The 15,724-nt window shown below is 74.8% G+C and carries 11 protein-coding genes; 9 read left to right on the plus strand and 2 right to left on the minus strand.

Annotated features, from left to right (window positions below; translation table 11 throughout):
* Nucleotides 1–159 precede the first annotated feature (159 nt).
* The 9 genes from R3E88_10665 (at nucleotide 160) to R3E88_10705 (ending at nucleotide 13,874) form a co-directional block, all read left to right on the plus strand.
* Nucleotides 160–900, plus strand: a complete 741-nt coding sequence (locus tag R3E88_10665; GenBank protein ID MEZ4216928.1) for a hypothetical protein — start codon at nucleotides 160–162, stop codon at nucleotides 898–900.
* Nucleotides 901–1,140: 240 nt separating this feature from the next.
* Nucleotides 1,141–1,911 (plus strand): SDR family oxidoreductase, encoded by a 771-nt coding sequence (locus R3E88_10670; protein MEZ4216929.1) that lies wholly within the window; start codon nucleotides 1,141–1,143, stop codon nucleotides 1,909–1,911.
* A gap of 11 nt (nucleotides 1,912–1,922) precedes the next feature.
* Nucleotides 1,923–3,224: a hypothetical protein gene (locus R3E88_10675; protein ID MEZ4216930.1), complete on the plus strand. Its 1,302-nt coding sequence runs from the start codon at nucleotides 1,923–1,925 to the stop codon at nucleotides 3,222–3,224.
* Nucleotides 3,221–4,087 (plus strand): hypothetical protein, encoded by an 867-nt coding sequence (locus R3E88_10680; GenBank protein MEZ4216931.1) that lies wholly within the window; start codon nucleotides 3,221–3,223, stop codon nucleotides 4,085–4,087. Before R3E88_10675 ends, R3E88_10680 begins: the two co-directional genes overlap by 4 nt.
* 95 nt (nucleotides 4,088–4,182) lie before the next feature.
* Complete coding sequence (locus tag R3E88_10685; protein MEZ4216932.1) at nucleotides 4,183–6,126, plus strand: amidohydrolase family protein; 1,944 nt, start codon at nucleotides 4,183–4,185, stop codon at nucleotides 6,124–6,126.
* A gap of 353 nt (nucleotides 6,127–6,479) precedes the next feature.
* Entirely contained in the window at nucleotides 6,480–8,090 is a 1,611-nt protein-coding gene (locus tag R3E88_10690) for a sigma 54-interacting transcriptional regulator (protein ID MEZ4216933.1), read from the plus strand.
* Nucleotides 8,091–8,161: 71 nt separating this feature from the next.
* The gene (locus R3E88_10695; protein ID MEZ4216934.1) at nucleotides 8,162–9,514 is read left to right on the plus strand and encodes a peroxidase family protein; all 1,353 of its coding nucleotides are present in this window, start codon (nucleotides 8,162–8,164) and stop codon (nucleotides 9,512–9,514) included.
* Nucleotides 9,511–13,182 carry a protein kinase gene (locus R3E88_10700; GenBank protein ID MEZ4216935.1) on the plus strand — a complete coding sequence of 1,224 codons (3,672 nt, stop codon included), beginning with the start codon at nucleotides 9,511–9,513 and terminating at the stop codon, nucleotides 13,180–13,182. The genes R3E88_10695 and R3E88_10700 overlap by 4 nt, the downstream gene beginning before the upstream one ends.
* A 47-nt stretch (nucleotides 13,183–13,229) precedes the next feature.
* A complete protein-coding gene (locus R3E88_10705) occupies nucleotides 13,230–13,874 on the plus strand; it encodes a hypothetical protein (GenBank protein ID MEZ4216936.1) in 645 nt (214 codons plus the stop codon).
* 29 nt (nucleotides 13,875–13,903) lie between these two features.
* On the opposite strand, the gene R3E88_10710 is transcribed toward R3E88_10705, so the two are convergent.
* Both R3E88_10710 and R3E88_10715 read right to left on the minus strand, forming a co-directional pair.
* Complete coding sequence (locus R3E88_10710) at nucleotides 13,904–14,056, minus strand: hypothetical protein (protein MEZ4216937.1); 153 nt, start codon at nucleotides 14,054–14,056, stop codon at nucleotides 13,904–13,906.
* The gene (locus R3E88_10715; protein MEZ4216938.1) at nucleotides 14,053–15,714 is read right to left on the minus strand and encodes an FAD-binding protein; all 1,662 of its coding nucleotides are present in this window, start codon (nucleotides 15,712–15,714) and stop codon (nucleotides 14,053–14,055) included. Before R3E88_10715 ends, R3E88_10710 begins: the two co-directional genes overlap by 4 nt.
* Between the last annotated feature and the right edge of the window lie 10 nt (nucleotides 15,715–15,724).

The following is a 15,724-nucleotide window of genomic DNA, read 5'->3' on the forward strand; positions in this document are numbered from 1 at the left end:
AGATAGTAAGTGGCAGGACCGCCGGGGGCAGGCCTCTCGGCGCGAGCGGAGATCTATTACGGGAGCATCTGGGCGGGCATAGTATGCGGCCGTGCGGCAGCACTGACCTCCAGTTTACGAGGGAGCAAACGAGTGCCTCGCAGTAAGTCGGGAGTCGAGGTGAAGGATCACTTTCGCGAGAACCTCATCCTCGACCGCTACGACCCTGTCTTTTTCTCGATGCGCGGATCGAAGCTCGAGCACATGCGTTCCGAGAACAGCGAGGACGTCGTCACCTGGAACGTGTTCCGCTCGCTCTCCAAGCTCGATCCGAGCGCGTGGTTTCAGGAGATGTTCGAGCGGAGCTTCGGCCACTCCGTGGGCTTGCCGTCGCGCGGCGTGGTCATCGATCTATGGCGATCCGCTTCGCCCCCTCCCGGAATCCGCGAGCATCAGAATGACGAGGGCGCCTCCGAGATCGACGTCGTGATCGAGAACGAGGAGCTCGTCTGGTACATCGAGGCGAAGTTCAAGAGCGACATCAGCTTGAAGACGACCGCGAACGCCGAGCGCGATCAAGTGATCCGAAACATCGACGTCGGCAGCTGGCACGCCGCGCCCCGCGACTTCTACTTCTCGCTCCTCGTCCTGGATCGCTCGCGGTCGCCGGAGGGCGTCCGTCGCGTCGAGAAGTACTCGCGCAAGGCAGGCCTACCAAAGGATCTGCTGAAGCACCGGCCGGACGGAGTCGCGAACTTCAAGGGAGCATCGGTGATCACGTGGCGCGAAATCGAGCACGTTCTCCGCGCTGCGGAACCGCAGCTCGCGAACAAGGACGAGAAGGCCATCGCATCGAGCGCTGCCGACTACCTGGCCGAGCTGCATCGTCGGCGGGACGTGAAGAGGCTCCTGACTGGATGAGCACGGTCGTGGTCATTCGCGTTCCCGCCCCACCACGCACGACTGTCTCATCATTCGGTCTAGGTCTGGCTGCTCCTCCCCGGGCCCGCTGGGCTGGGACAGCCTTGAACCCTCCAATCGCTGGGAGAGCGCTCGCTCGCGCCGCCCCGCCCATCCATTCCCCCAGCCATTCCCCCACCCACGCCCCCCGCCTCCCGTTCCGGTAGCCTCCCGCCGCGCGCCCATTCCAGGAGTCATGCCATGCCCACTGCTCTCGTCACGGGTGCTTCGTCCGGCCTCGGTGCGGAGTTCGCGCGTCAGCTCGCGGCGCGGGGGTGCGACGTGTTGCTCGTCGCGCGGCGGGCCGAGCGGCTCGCGGCGTTGGCGGACGAGCTGGCGAAGGAGCATCGGGTCGAGGCGCACGTGTTCGCGGCGGATCTGTCGCTGCGCGAGGCGCCGGCGGCGATCGAGGCGCACGCGAAGGAGAAGGGCCTCGCGATCGATTGGCTCGTGAACAACGCGGGCGTGGCGGGGCCGAAGCTGCTCGAGGAGAAGGACTGGGACGCGCAGTGCGCGTTCTTCGAGCTGATGATGATCTCGGTGGCGAGCATGTGCCATCGGTTCATTCCGCCGATGGTCGAGCGCGGGCGGGGGCGCGTGGTGAACGTGGCCTCGGTGGCGGGGCGCATCTCGCGGCCGGCCGGCGCGAACTACGGGCCGTCGAAGGCGTACGTGATCGCGATGAGCGAAGAGCTCGAGCTGTCGCTGCGGGGGACGGGCGTGCAGGTGTCGGCGCTCTGCCCGGGCTTCGTGCACACGGAGTTCCACGAGACGGCGGGCATGGGCGAGATGAAGGCGAAGTCGTCCGACCTGCTGTGGTACGACGCGGAGACGGTCGTGCGCGAGGGCATCGAGGGCTGCGACCGCGGCGAGGCGGTGGTGGTGTCGGGGCGGCTGTACCGCTGGCTCGACCCGTTCGCGCAATCGGTCTGGACGCGGCCGATCGTGAAGCGCTTCGTGCCGGGACGTTAGGCGAGGGCGCGATGAGCAACGCCGCGGCCGGCGAGGCGCCGGCGATCCCGTACGCGGGCTCGACCGTCATCGCACTCGCGCACGAGCACTTCGAGACGATCGCGCGCACGGTGCGCCTGCTCTTCGGGCTCGCGCACACGGACGCCTATCGCGCGCTCGTCGCGCCCGAGGCGGGCCCGGTGACGGCCCACGAGCCGGGCAACTTCGGCGTCTTCATGGGCTACGACTTCCACGTGACGCCCGAGGGCCCGCGGCTCATCGAGGTGAACACGAACGCGGGCGGTGCGCTGCTGAACGGCCTGCACACGGCCTCGCTCGTCGACCCGGAGCGCCTCGGCTGCCTGTGCGCGCACCTGATGCCGGTGGCCGACCTCGAGCGCGACATCGTCGCGACGTTCGAGGACGAGCACGCGGCCGCGCGCGCGGCGGCGGGGCTCGCGCCGAAGCGGCTCGAGCGCGTGGCGATCGTCGACGAGGTGCCGGAGCGGCAGTTCCTGGCCCCGGAGTTCGAGCTCTTCCGCGCGCTCTTCGCGCGCGCGGGCATCGAGGCGCGCATCGCGGACACGCGCGAGCTCGCGCCCTCGACGGGCGGCGCGGGCGTCGCCCTCGACGCCGGCCGCTGGCCGGTCGACCTCGTCTACCTGCGCGACTGCGACTTCGCGCTCGCGAGCCCGCGCGCGCGCGCGCTTCGCGACGCCTACCTCGCGAACGAGGTCGTCGTCACGCCCGCGCCGCGCGAGCACTTCCTGCTCGCGGACAAGCGGCGGCTCGCGGTCTTCTCGTCGCGCGAGCGGCTCGCCGCGCTCGGCGCGACCGACGACGACGCGGGCTTCCTGGCGGCGGTCGTCCCCGAGACGACGCCGTTCGAGGCGCTCGGCGCCGAGCGCGCGTGGCGCGAGCGCCGGCAGTGGGTGTTCAAGCCTGCCGCGGCGTTCGGGAGCCGCGCGGTCTACCGCGGCGACAAGCTCACGCGCGCGAAGCTCGCCGAGATCGCCGCCGAGCCGGGCTACGTCGCGCAACGCTATGCGTCGCCGGGCGTCGTCGCGGTCGACACGCTCGAGGGCCGCCGCGCGATGAAGTTCGACGTCCGCGCCTACGCCTACCGCGACCGCGTGCTGATGCTCGGCGCGCGCATCTACGAAGGCCAGGTGACGAACCTGCGCAGCCCGGGAGGCGGCTTCTCGGCGATCTGCGTGAGTCGGCCCGCGGCCGACGATCTGACGAGGCCGGCGGCCGACGATCTGACGAGGCCGGCGGCCGACGGCGTGACGAGGCCGGCGGCCGACGCCGCAACGAGGCCCGCGCGATCATGAGCGCGCGCACTCCGAGCCGCTCCGCGTCCGCCTTCGCCGCACTCGCGCTGGTCGCGAGCAGCGGCGCCGCGTTCGCCGAGCCCGTCGCCGTCGCGAACGCGGGCTTCGAGGCGCTCTACCTCGGCAGCAACCTTCCGCCCGAGTACGGCGGCGACGTGCCGACCGGAACCTTCCCGGTCGGTCCGGCTCCCGCGGGCTGGACGTCGTACTACGCGCTCGGCGCGCCGGCCGGCGGCGAGTTCATCGGCGTGCTGAACCCCGGCACGGCGGCCGACTACGCGCCGAACCCGGCCTACTTCCCGGCGGGCGCGCCGGAGGGCGACAACGTCGTCCTGCTCTACATGGACGGGGACGCGGGCGGCCAGGAGTACGGCGTCGAGCAGACGTTGGGCGCGAACCTGGAGGCCGATCGCGTGTACACGCTCTCGGCCTGGGTCGGCAACATCGCGAGCGGTACGGCGCTGCTCCCGCCGTACTCGACCTTCGGCTTCTTCGACCTCGACGGCTTCCCGGGCTACCGCCTCCAGCTGCTCGCGGGCGGCGTCGTCGTCGCCGAGGACACGACGAGTGTCTCGCCCGCCGAGGGCATCTTCGAGCCGGCGATGGTGCAGCTCACGACCGATGCGTCGCACGCGCAGCTCGGCCAGCCGCTCGGCATCCGGCTCGTCACGCGCAACCTTCCGGAAGTCCCGGGCGTGAGCGGCATCGAGGTCGACTTCGACGACGTGAGGCTCGACGTCGCGCCGCTGCCGGCGGTGCCCGTGCTGCCGGCCGCGGTGTGGGCCGCGCTCGCGGTCGCTCTCGCCGTGCTGGGGTCGAGTGTGGCGCTGCGCGGCTCTCCGGCCGAGCGCGATGCTCGCTAGGTGAGGCACCCAGGAAATTGGACTTCGAGCGAGTGCGGGGCCGAAGCGGGCTACTGGCGGCGCGCTTCGCGCTGACGCGCCTCGCGCCGACGCGCATGCTTGCGAGTGCCTGCGCGCTCGCGCTCGCAGCGAGCGCATGCGCGCTCGCGCCTCCGCTGCCCGCGTCGCTCGAAGGCGCGCTGCCCGGCCTGCGCGACGGCGCGTGGCCGCGGCCCGTGCGCGTCTACGTCGCGCGGCGCGTCCACACGATGGAGGCGGCGCAGCCGGAGGCCACGGCGGTGGCCGTCGATCGCGGGCGCATCGCGGCCGTCGGGTCGCTCGAGGAGGTCGAGCGCGCGCTCGCGCAGGCGGGCCGACGCTGGGCCGTCGACCGGCGCTTCGAGCGTCACGTGCTGCTGCCGGGCTTCGTCGAGCCGCACCTGCACCCGTACATCGCGGGCGTGCTCCTGCCCATGCACTTCATCACGCCGCACGAGTGGCACCTGCCGGGCCGCGAGGTGCCGCGCACGCGCGGGCGCGAGGCCTATCTCGCTGCGCTCCGCGCGCACGAGCGCGAGCTCGCGGCGCGCGACGCGCGGGCCACGGCGCGCGCGGTCGGCGCCGGCCCGACGCACGGCGCGCGGCTTCGCCGCGCGCGCAGCGCACGCCTGCACCGCGCGCCGCCCGAGCCCGAATGGCTCTGGACCTGGGGCTACCACCATCTCTTCCACGGCGAGCTCACGCGCGCCGATCTCGACGCCGTCTCGCGCACGCGCCCGATCGTCGTCTGGCACCGCTCGTTCCACGAGATCCGCCTGAACACGGCGGCGCTCGAGGCGTTGGGCCTGCTGGGGGACGACGCGCGCGCCGCGCTCGCGAGCACGCCGCAGGCCGACGTCGAGGCGGGCCGCTTCTACGAGAACGGGCTCGCGGCGGTCGCGCCGCGGCTGTTCCCGCGGCTGCTCGCACCGCGACGCTATTTCGGCGCGCTCGCCGAGGCGCGCGACGTGCTGCACGCGGGTGGCATCACCACCGTCGGCGACGGCGCGTTCGGCTCGCTCGACCTCTCGCGCGAGACGCTCGCGCTGCGGCTCTCGGCCTGGAACCGCGCCGACACGCCCTTCCGGACCGTGCTGCTCGCGGACGCTCGCGCGCTCGCGGCGCGCTCGAGCCACGAGGCCGTCGTCGAGCTCGTGCGCGGCTTCGCAGCGCGCGACACCGGGCGCCTGCGCTTCCGCGACGACGCGGTGAAGCTCTTCGCCGACGGCGCGTTCTTCTCGCAGCTCATGCAGCTCGGTCCGCCGGGCTACCTCGACGGGCACGAGGGCGAGTGGCTGATGGAGCCCGCCGCGCTCCGCGCCGCGGTGCGCGCCTACTGGCGGGCCGGCCTGCAGATCCACGTGCACGCGAACGGCGACGCGGGCGTCGACGCCGCCCTCGATGCGCTCGAGGCCGCGCAGCGCGAGACGCCGCGCGACGACCACCGCTTCGCGCTCCACCACTTCGGCTATGCGCGCCCCGACCAGGTGGAGCGCATCGCGCGCCTCGGCGCGGTCGTGAGCGCGAACCCGTTCTACGTATGGGCGCTCGCCGATCTGTATGCGCGCGAGGGCCTCGGGCCCGAGCGCGCGGCCGAGCTGGTGCGGCTCGGCTCGCTCGAACGCGCGGGCGTCTCGGTCTCGCTCCACTCGGACTTCACGATGGCGCCCGCGCAGCCGCTTCGCCTCGCGCAGGTGGCCGTCACGCGGCGCACGGCCGAGGGCCGCGTCGCGGGCGCGGACGAAGCACTGTCACTCGAGGGCGCGATGCGCGCCATCACGATCGGCGGCGCGCGTCTCCTTCGCATGGAAGACGAGATCGGCAGCATCGCGCCGGGCAAGCGCGCCGACTTCACCGTGCTCGCAGAAGACCCGTACGAGGTCGACCCGGAGCGTCTCGCGGACATTCCGATCTGGGGAACCGTCTTCGAGGGCGTGGCCCACCCGCTCGTCGCGGGCGATGGCGACGAGCACTCTGCGAAGTGCTCCGCCGCCCCTCTCGGTGCCGCCGGGTACGAATGACCGCCGAGAGGAGCGACGGAGCGGGGCCAACTCTTCGTGTTCCCGTCGCAGTGCAACGCACGTGCCACGCGCGAGGGACGCGGTGCGGCCTCGCGGCGGTCGCAGTGTCGCCAATCGATGACGTGACGGGGGTGAATACGTCGCCGATCGGCGACGGCGAAAGTCCCACGTGGGGGCCACGGCGTTCCGACGGCGTGCGGGGCGTGTGGCACCGGGGTTGCACATCGCCACGGGGCTCCCGCCCGGCTGGCACTCGCTAGGCCGCGGGGGCCGGGGGACGTCGCGGCGCCGGACTCGGAGTCGCCGCGTTCTCTGCACGTTATGCAAGGGGAGCGGCGTGTATGATGCGCTGGATGCGGCGTGCTCCCGGTGAATCCGTCGCGGACGCGGGTGCTCGCGCGTCCGCGAGTGCGGGCGACGAGACGGTCGGCCCCGGCGCCGATGTCGTGCGGCAGGAGCGCGACTTCTACCTGCGCCTGCTGTCCCTCGGTGCGGCGGACGACCTCGACCGGTTCCTCGAGGAGACGCTCGCGCTCGTCGTCGAGATCACGGGCGCGCAGCACGGCTACATCGAGCTGCGCGATCGCGAGGGCGACCCGGCCTGGAGCGTGGCGCACGGCTACGCCGCGGACGAGGTGGCCGAGCTGCGCGCCCACGTCTCGACGGGCATCATCGCCGAGGCGATCGCGACGGGGCGAACGGTGCTGACGCGCTCGGCCGCCGTCGACGAGCGCTTCCGCGACCGCGGCAGCGTGCGCGCGGGCGCGATCGCCTCGGTGCTGTGCGCGCCGATCGGCGACGCGGCGCCGCTCGGCGTCGTCTACCTCCAGGCCGACTCGGCCGACCAGTTCGACGAGCGCGACCGCGCGCGGGTCGAGCTGCTCGGCGCGCGCGTCGCGCCGTTCGCCGACCGGCTGCTCGCGCGGCGCGAGGCCGAGGCCACGGCCGACCCGCTCGCCGAGCTGCGCGCGCAGCGGCGCTTCGCGGGCATCGTCGGGCGCAGCGCGGCGATCGCCGCCACCGTGCAGCAGGCCGCGAACCTCGCGCGGCTCGACGTCACCATCCTGCTGACGGGCGACTCGGGCGTCGGCAAGAGCCAGCTCGCGCGCGCCATCCACGACGAGAGCCCGCGCGCGCGCCACCCGTTCGTCGAGCTCAACTGCGCGGCGCTGCCCGAGACGCTGATCGAGAACGAGCTCTTCGGGGCGGCGCGCGGCGGCCACTCGACGGCGGGGCGCCCGGTCGTCGGCAAGATCGAGGCGGCCGAGCACGGGACGCTCTTCCTCGACGAGGTGGCCGAGCTGCCGCTCGCCGCGCAGGCGAAGCTCCTGCAGTTCTTCCAGTCGCGCGCCTACTATCCGCTCGGCGCGTCGACGCCGCGCAGCGCGGACGTCCGCATCGTCACCGCCACGAACGCCGACCTCGAGGAGCGCGTCGAGCGGGGCCGCTTCCGGCAGGATCTGCTGTACCGGCTGCAGGTCGTGCCGCTGCGCGTTCCGAGCCTCGCCGAGCGGCGCGACGACGTGCGCGAGCTCGCGCAGCACTTCTGCCGCGAGGCGTGCGAGCGAAACGGGCTCCCGTTCCTGCGCCTCTCGCCGGGTGCGCTCGCGGAGGTCGAGACGGCCGAGTGGCCGGGCAACGTCCGGCAGCTCGCGCACGCGGTCGAGGCGGGTGCGATCCAGGCCGCGCTCGCCGGCCTCGGCGAGGTCGAGGCGGCGCACCTGTTCCCGGCGCGCGCGCCGGCTTCGGCGCTCGCGTCGTCGGCGGGCGGCGCGGGTGGCGACCCCGCCTTCGCGGCGTTCCAGTCGTTCCAGTCGGCGACGCGCGAGTTCCAGCGCGAGCTCGTGCGCCGCACGCTCGAGGACACGGAGTGGAGCATCGCCGAGACGGCGCGCCGCCTCGACCTCGCGCGCCAGTACGTGCACAAGCTCATCAAGCGGTTCGACCTGAAGCGGACGTCGTAGCGCGCGCGAGTCACGCGAGCGCGCGAGAGGGCGCGGTGCGGCGGCACCGGGGAAGTCGGAGGATCGACGGGATGCCGAGCTTCCGGGCCGCGCTCGCGCACGCGGACGACGCCGGTGCGCTCGCACCGTGGCGCGCGCCCGACGCGGCGCGCGAGCACGTCGAGCTCGAGCTCCTCGGCCTCGCCCAGGAGATGCTGTCGCGCGACCAGCGCCCGCACCCGACGCTCTCTGCGGGCGAGGCGCTCTTCGCGGAGCTCGTCGTGCGCGACCTCGACGGCGCCTTCGGGCTGCCCGCGCACGCCGGAGGCTCGCGCACTGCGCGCCCGGCGCTCGACCTCGGCGTGCTCTACGGCGCAGGCCCGCGCCGCCAGCCCTATCTATATACGCGAGCCGACGCGCGGCGCTTCGCGCTCGACTGGACGCGCGCCGGCGAGGAGGACCTCCCGCGCAACGGCGACGCCTCGCAGGGCGGCCGGTTCCGCAGCGACTTCGAGCAGCGCCGCACGGCGCTCGTCGCCGACCCGCGCTCGGACGAATCGATCCTGACGGCCCAGCTCCACCTCGCGCTCCTCCGCACGCACAACGCACTCGTCGACCGCGGCGCGAGCTTCGAGGAGGCGCGGCGCGCGCTGCGCCTGCACGCACAGCACGTCGTGCTGCGCGACCTGCTCCCGAAGCTCTGCTCGGGCGACGCGGTCGGGGCGGCGGTCGAGCGCGCGGCCATCGCACCGGTGTACACGCCGGCGTCGATCGACGCGGTCGCGCACGGTGCGCTCGCGTTCGTGCACGCGCTCGTCGCGAAGCACTACGCGCTGTCGGACGCGATGCCCGAGCCGCTGCGCCTGTTCCGCGAGCTCTCGCTCGCGTCGAGCCTCGAGGGCGGGCGCGAGCTCCCGCCCGGCTGGGCCGTGCAGTGGGACCGCTTCGTCGCGTGGCGCGGCTCGCTGCCGCAGCCCGCGATGCGCATCGACGCGGCGCTCGCGCGCCCGCTGAAGCGCGTGCCCGGCCCGCACTGGAGCGACGCCGAGCGCCACCTTCCCTACCGCGTGCTGCGCGAGGGCGTCGCGCGCGGGCTGCCGTCGGGCCAGGCGGTGGCGCGCGCGCTCGGCGAGCCCGCGCGCCCGGGTGACGAGCCGCTCCTCCTCTACGTGCTGCGCGAGGCCGCCGAGGAGTGCGACGGCCTGCGGCTCGGCCCGGTCGGCGGGCGGCTCGTCGCGCACGCGCTCGTCGACGCGATCGCGTCGGCCGAGGACTCGCTCTTCGACGCGCCCGGCTTCGCGCCCTCGCTCGGCCGCGCGGGCGAGCCGTTCGCGGTGGCCGACCTCGTCGCCTTCGGCGGCTCGCCGATGACGCGCGAAGACTGGGCGGCGCGGCCGCGCGTCACCACGAGCGGGGACGCGCGCGGGGATGCGCGCACGCCATGACGCGCGACGACGCACGCGAACGCGCGCTCCTCGACGCGCTCGCCCCGCGCTACCGCGTCGTGCGCCCGCTCGGCCGCGGCGCGCAGAAGTCCGTCTGGCTCGCGCGCGACACCGCGCTCGAGCGCGACGTCGCGCTCGCCGTGCTGCGCGACGGCGAGCGCACGGCGGGCCTCGACGAGGCGCGCGCGCTCGCGCGGCTCGGCGGCCACCCGGGCATCGCGTCGATCTACGACGTCGTCGAAGTCGGCGACGGCGTCGCGATCGCGATGGAGTACGCGCCCGGCGGCACGCTCGCGGCGCGGCTCGCGCGCGCAACGGGCGGGCTCCCGCTCGCCGAGACGCTCGCGATCGGCGCGCAGGTCTGCCGCGCGCTCGAGCACGCGCACGCGAGCGGGCTGCGCCACGGCGACGTGCAGCCGCGCAACGTGCTGCTCGGCGCCGACGGACGCGCGCTGCTCGTCGACTTCGGGCTCGCGGGCGACGTCGCGGCGACGCGCGTCGATGCGCTCGCCGGGAGCCCCGACTACCTCGCGCCCGAGGCGATGCGGCTCGCGAGTGCGGGCGCGTCGACGGACCTCTACGGCGTCGGGTGCCTGCTGTTCGAGCTGGCGACGGGCGCGCCGCCGTTCGCGGCGAGCTCGGTGCGCGAGACGCTCGCGCGCCAGCAGCTGCGCGCGCCCGACCTCGCCCCGCTCGCGCGCGCGGGCGCGCCGCCGGCGCTCGTCGACCTCGTCGCGCGCCTCCTGGCGAAGGACGCCGCCGCGCGGCCGGCGTCGGCGCGCGACGTGCGGCTCGCGCTCGACGGCCTGCGCGCGGCGGAGCCCGCTGCGAACGAGCGCACGGCCGGCGCCATCGAGCGGGGAGAGCGGCTCGACCGCGCGCTCGGCGGCGACGCGCGCGCGCGCGAGGCGGGGCGCTGGGTCGGTCGCGTCGCCGAGCGCCGCGCGGCGCTCGCGCTGCTCGACCGGCTCGCGGCGCGGAGCGCACGCGCGGTCGTCGACGAGCCGCCCGAAGCCGCGGCGCGCGCGGGCGGGGCGATCCGCATCGCGGGCGCGGGCGGCATCGGCAAGACCCGGCTGCTCGACGAGCTCGCCGTCGAGGCCGCCGCGCGCGGGCACGTCGTCGCGCGCGGGCGGGCGAACGAGGGCCCCTCCGAGGCGTTCGCGCCGTTCGCGCGCGCGCTCGCGCCGTGGTCGGCGCGCATCGGCGAGCTCGACGGCGGCGACGCGGCGCGCGTGCGCCGCCTGCTCGGCGATGCGCGCGTCGAGCCCGCGCTCCACACGGCGCCGACCGAGCGCGCGCTGCTCTTCGCCGCGGTCGCGCGCTTCCTCGACCTGCTCGCCGCCGAGCGCGGCCTGCTGCTCGCACTCGACGACCTGCACTGGGCCGACACCGCGTCGCTCGACCTCGCGGCCTACCTGCTCGACCTGCTCTCGCGCGCGCCGCGCGCGCACGCGTTCGCGATCGCGGCCGCGCACCGGCCGCCCGAGCCCGGCTCGCCGTTCGCGCGCTTCGCCGAGGACACGGCGGCCGCGGCGCACGCGATCGACGTCGGCGTGCTCGACGCGTCGGGCGTGCACGAGCTGCTCGAGCTGCAGGGCCACGCGCGCGCGTCCGAGCAGCTCGTGTCGCTGCTCGTCGCCGAGAGCGGCGGCAATCCGCTCTTCGTCGCCGACCTCGCGCGGCACCTCGCGCGCACGGGCGCGCTCGTCGAGCGCGGCGGCTTCCTCGCGAGCGCGCTGCCGGCCGAGCGTCTCACGCTCCCGCCCGACGTCGAGGCGAGCGCGGCGGCGCGCGCGCACGGCCTCCCCGCGGAGGCGCGCGCGCTGCTGCGGCTCGCCGCGCACGACGGCATGGAGATCGACGCGGCCGAGCTCGCCGAGCTCGCGTCGGAGCCGCTCGACGCCGTCGAGGCGGCGCTGCGCGAGGCCCTGCGGCTCGACCTCGTCGTCGCGGGCGACGGGCGGCTCGCGTTCGCGCACCCGATCGTGCGCAGCGCGCTGCGCGCGCTCGACGACGGCCCGCCGAGCGAGCGCATCCACGTCGAGCTCGCCGACCGCATCGCGAAGCGCTGCGAGCGCGAGGGGGTCGAGGCGGCGCCGCGCGTCGCCGCGCACCTCGAGCTCGCGGGCGACTTCTGCGAGCCCGAGCGCCTGCTGCGCGTGGCCGTGCGCGCCGCCGAGATCGCGCAGGCGAGCTGCGCGTGGGGCGAGGCGGGGCGACGTTATGCGGCGGCCGCGCGCGCCGCCGAAGCGCTCGGCGACGCCGCGCGGGCCGGCGACCTCTACCGGCGCGCGGGCCGCGTCCACCACCTGCGCGCCGACCCGGGCCCCGCGACCGACGCGTTCGCGCGCGCCGTCGCGCTCATGCGAACGGCGGGCACACCCGCGCAGCTCCTGCACACGCTCTCCGACGGCGCGCACGCGGCCATGCAGTTCCAGAAGGTGCCGTTCGGCCAGCTCCACCCCGACGTCGCCGAGATCGAGGCGCTGCTCGAGCGCGTCGAAGGGCTCGACGCGCGCATCGAGGCGAGCGTGTGCGGCACGCTCGCCGAGGCGTACTTCGTGGCGCACGACGCCGAGCGCGGCGAACGGCGCGCTGCGCGCGCGCTCGCCGTCTCGGAGCGCGTCGGCGACGACGTGCTCGCGGCCGACCTCGCGCTCAACTGCGCGCTCGCGCACCTGCAGCGGCTCGACGTGCGCGGCGCGATCGCCGTCTACGACGAGGGGTGCGCGCACGCGCGGCGCGCGGGCGACCTCGTGGGCATGGAGATGTGCCACCAGCGCGCGGCGACGCTGCTCGTGAACACGGGCGACCTCGCGGCCGCCGAGGAGCGCGCGGCCGCGGCCGACGCGATCAACCGCACGACGCTGCACGCGGGCGACGCCTCGCTCTCGCTCGCGGCCGAGGTGGGCCGGCACGTCGTGCGCGGCGACCTCGCGCGCGCCGAAGAGGTGGGCGCGCGCGCCCTCGAGCTCGCGCTGCGCTCGCGCTACCCGTGGTCGGCCGCGCTGCTCATGCCCACGCTCGCGCTCGGCCGCGCGCAGGCCGGGCGCTGGGCGGACGCGCACGCGGCGATCCGCGCGCTCGAGACGCCGGGCGAGATCTTCGCCGACCCGGGCGCCTTCCCGGCGTTCGCGCGCCGCTACCGCTGGCTCGTCGACGCGCTCGCCGGCGAGCGTCCCGACGTCGACGTCGCGCAGCTCGGCACCGGCGCCGAGCTCGACGGCGTCGAGTCCTTCGACTGGATCCTCGTGCCCGACCTCTGCCTGCGCCTCGAGCTCGCCGACCTCGCCGGCGCGCCGACCGCGACGCCGCCCGTCGAGCGCGCGCTCGCACTCGCCCGCGCGCACGGCTTCGTCTTCTCGAGCGGCTGGCCCTTCTTCGTGCCGCGCATCCTCGGCGTCGCCGCCACCGCGCGCGCCGACTGGGACGCCGCCGAGCGCGCCTTCGCCAACGCCGAGCTCATCGCCACCCGCGAGCGCGCGCCCTTCGAGCTCGCCCGCACCTGCCTCGACCGCGCCCGCATGCTCGTCTCGCGCGACGCCCCCGGCGACCGCCCCCGCGCCGCCGAGCTCCTCGCGCGCGAACCCGTGTCCCTCCTGCACGCCTGCGACTCGCTCCTCTCCGAGCGCGCCGCACGCCTGCGGGAGTTCCTGGAACGTTAGGCACGACGAGAATGGAATGAACGCGACAGCGCGAAGGAGGAAGATCGATGAGCGACGGTGACATGAGGGTGCAAACGGGCGGCATGAACACGGTTTCGAGTGGCCGCTTCTTCACCCAGGTGAGCAAGTATCTCGCGCCCGATCTGGGCGTGGACCTCAAAGCGCGAATGGAGGCCCGCCTCGCCGATCTGAAGGCCGGTGGCACCTTGTTCGACATCGGACTCGCTACGAGTCTTGCCGTGGCGAGCGACAAAGAACACGTCACCGACGACATCTTCGGATCGGACTGGTGGGTGGACGAGATCGCGGCGCAGAGCGAAAGCATCGTGCGTGCTGCCTACATGCATGCCATCCAGCTGTCCCTCGAGTACGCAGCGGCGAACAATTCACCGCCGCTCCCGATCCAGAGTCTGTGGATGGTTCAGGACTCGGAAGTCCGGTTCGAGGTGCACGTCGTGATGTCGGGCGCGCAGGTGACTCTGATCCTCGTGACGCCGAGGCCTCCGAGAGGACAGACGGTCCCTCCCATCGCTCACGCGTTCGATGAAGATACGTGGGTGATTGGTTCCGAGGCGCAACTGGTCAACGTCCGCAACAAGTACCCCGATGAATACAAGCCGAGGCTCGTCATCGAGCCGATTCCCGGCGACCCGGGAAGCGTCGCGCGCAAGATGCGGATCCTCGGCTTCTGAGGATCTTCGGAGCCGCGCGCCGTCGCCGCCTAGCGTTCTGCGGTGGGCTCGTCGCCGGTGCTGCTCGCGGCGTCGCGGCCGTCGAGGTGGCGTTCGAGGGCGCGGCGGACGCGCATGTAGAGGAAGGCGGCGAGGATGAAGGCGACGGCGACGACGTAGCTCTCGCGTTCGGCTCCGGTCATGGGGTGCTCCCGAGCTCGCGGCCGGCCAGGTAGGCGAAGGTGAGGGCGGGGCCGATGGTGCCGCCGCCGCCGCCGTAGCTCGCGCCCGGGCTGCCGATGCCCGCGTTGTTGCCGGAAGCATAGAGGCCGCGGATCCAGCGGCCGAACGGGTCGAGGACGCGGGCGCGGGGGTCGACGCGGGGGCCGCCGCAGGTGCCGATGTCGCCCACGGCGAGCTCGGCGCCGTAGAAGGGCGGCTCGGCGAGCGGGCCGAGGACGCCGCGGACGTCGTCCTCGCCGAAGCGGTCGTAGTGGCTCTCGCCGCGGTGGAAGCGCGGGTCGCGGCCGTCGCGCGCGTGGCGGTTGAACGCGCGGACGGTGGCCTCGAGCGCGGGGGCGTCGATGCCGAGCTTCGCGGCGAGCGCGGCGAGGGTGGGCGCCTCGACCACCCAGTCGGGGAGCGGCTCGCCGGCGCGTCGGCCGGCGATCGTCGCGTCGCGCCGCACGCGCGCGTCGAAGAGCGCGAACGCGGGCAGGTTGCGCTGCGCGAGCTCGCCCCAGTTCTCCCAGCTGAAGTAGGTGCGCCAGGTCGAGTCGTAGTCGCCCGCCTCGTTCGCGAAGCGTTCGCCGTAGCGGTTGACGACGATCGAGCCGGCCGCGCGCTTCTCGACCTCGGCCGAGAGCGACGGGCCGATGCCGCGCGCCTGGTTCGCGCGCGCCTCGGCGGCGTACACGGTCATGCCCCAGGCCTCGTTCATGTTGCGCAGGTCGGCGCCCGCCTGCATGGCCATGCGCACGCCGTCGCCGGTGTTGCCGGGCGAGCCGAGCGGGAAGGGGCTCATGCCGCGCAGGAAGTGGCGCTTCATGTCGAAGTTCCAGTCGAAGCCGCCGGCCGCGAGCAGCACGCCGCGCCGCGCGCGGATGCGCCACGGCGCGCCGTCGCGCAGCGCGACGACGCCTCGCACCTCGCGCGCGCCGTCGGGCGCGTCGCGCGTGACGAGCCGCTCGACGGGCGTGCGCGTGCGCAGCTCGGCGCCGGCCGCGGTCGCGCCCGCGACGAGCGCGGAGACGAGGTGCAGGCCGTACATGCCGGGCGCATCGACCGTGGGCTCGATGCTGCGGCCGCGGCGCACGCCGCCCGGCCACTCCGGATGATAGTCGGCGGCCTTGCCCATGATCGTCGAGACGCGCCAGCGGATCGACGTCGTCGCCTCGACGAAGCGCGCCATCTCGGGCGCGGCATCCACGAAGGCCTCGAGCAGCGCGTCGTCGGCCTGGTCGAGGCGGAGCTTGCGGAGATAGGTGAGCGCGTTCTCGCGCGAGTCGGCGATGCCGGCCGCCGCCATGCAGTGGTTGTTCGGGATCCACGCGACGCCGCCCGACATCGCCGTGTTGCCGCCCGGGCCCGCGCGCTTCTCGAGCACGAGGACGCGCGCGCCGCCCGTCGCCGCGGCGAGCGCGCCGCAGACGCCGGTGCCGGCGCCGACCACGACGACGTCCGTCTCCTCGTCCCAGCGCTCGCCGTCGGCGCCGTGCTCGCCTTCGCTCGCTGCGCCGCCGGCGGCGCCCGTCGCGCAGGCGCTGGCGCCGAGCGCGCCCGCGGCCGTCGCGGCCGTCGCGAGGAACGCGCGCCGCGAGAGCGCGCCGCGCTCGCGTCGATCGTCCGGTGCGTCGCCCATCGTCCCCTCC

It is taken from the genome of Myxococcota bacterium (genome assembly GCA_041389495.1).
Classification (GTDB): Bacteria; Myxococcota_A; UBA9160; order UBA9160; family UBA4427; genus JAWKRT01.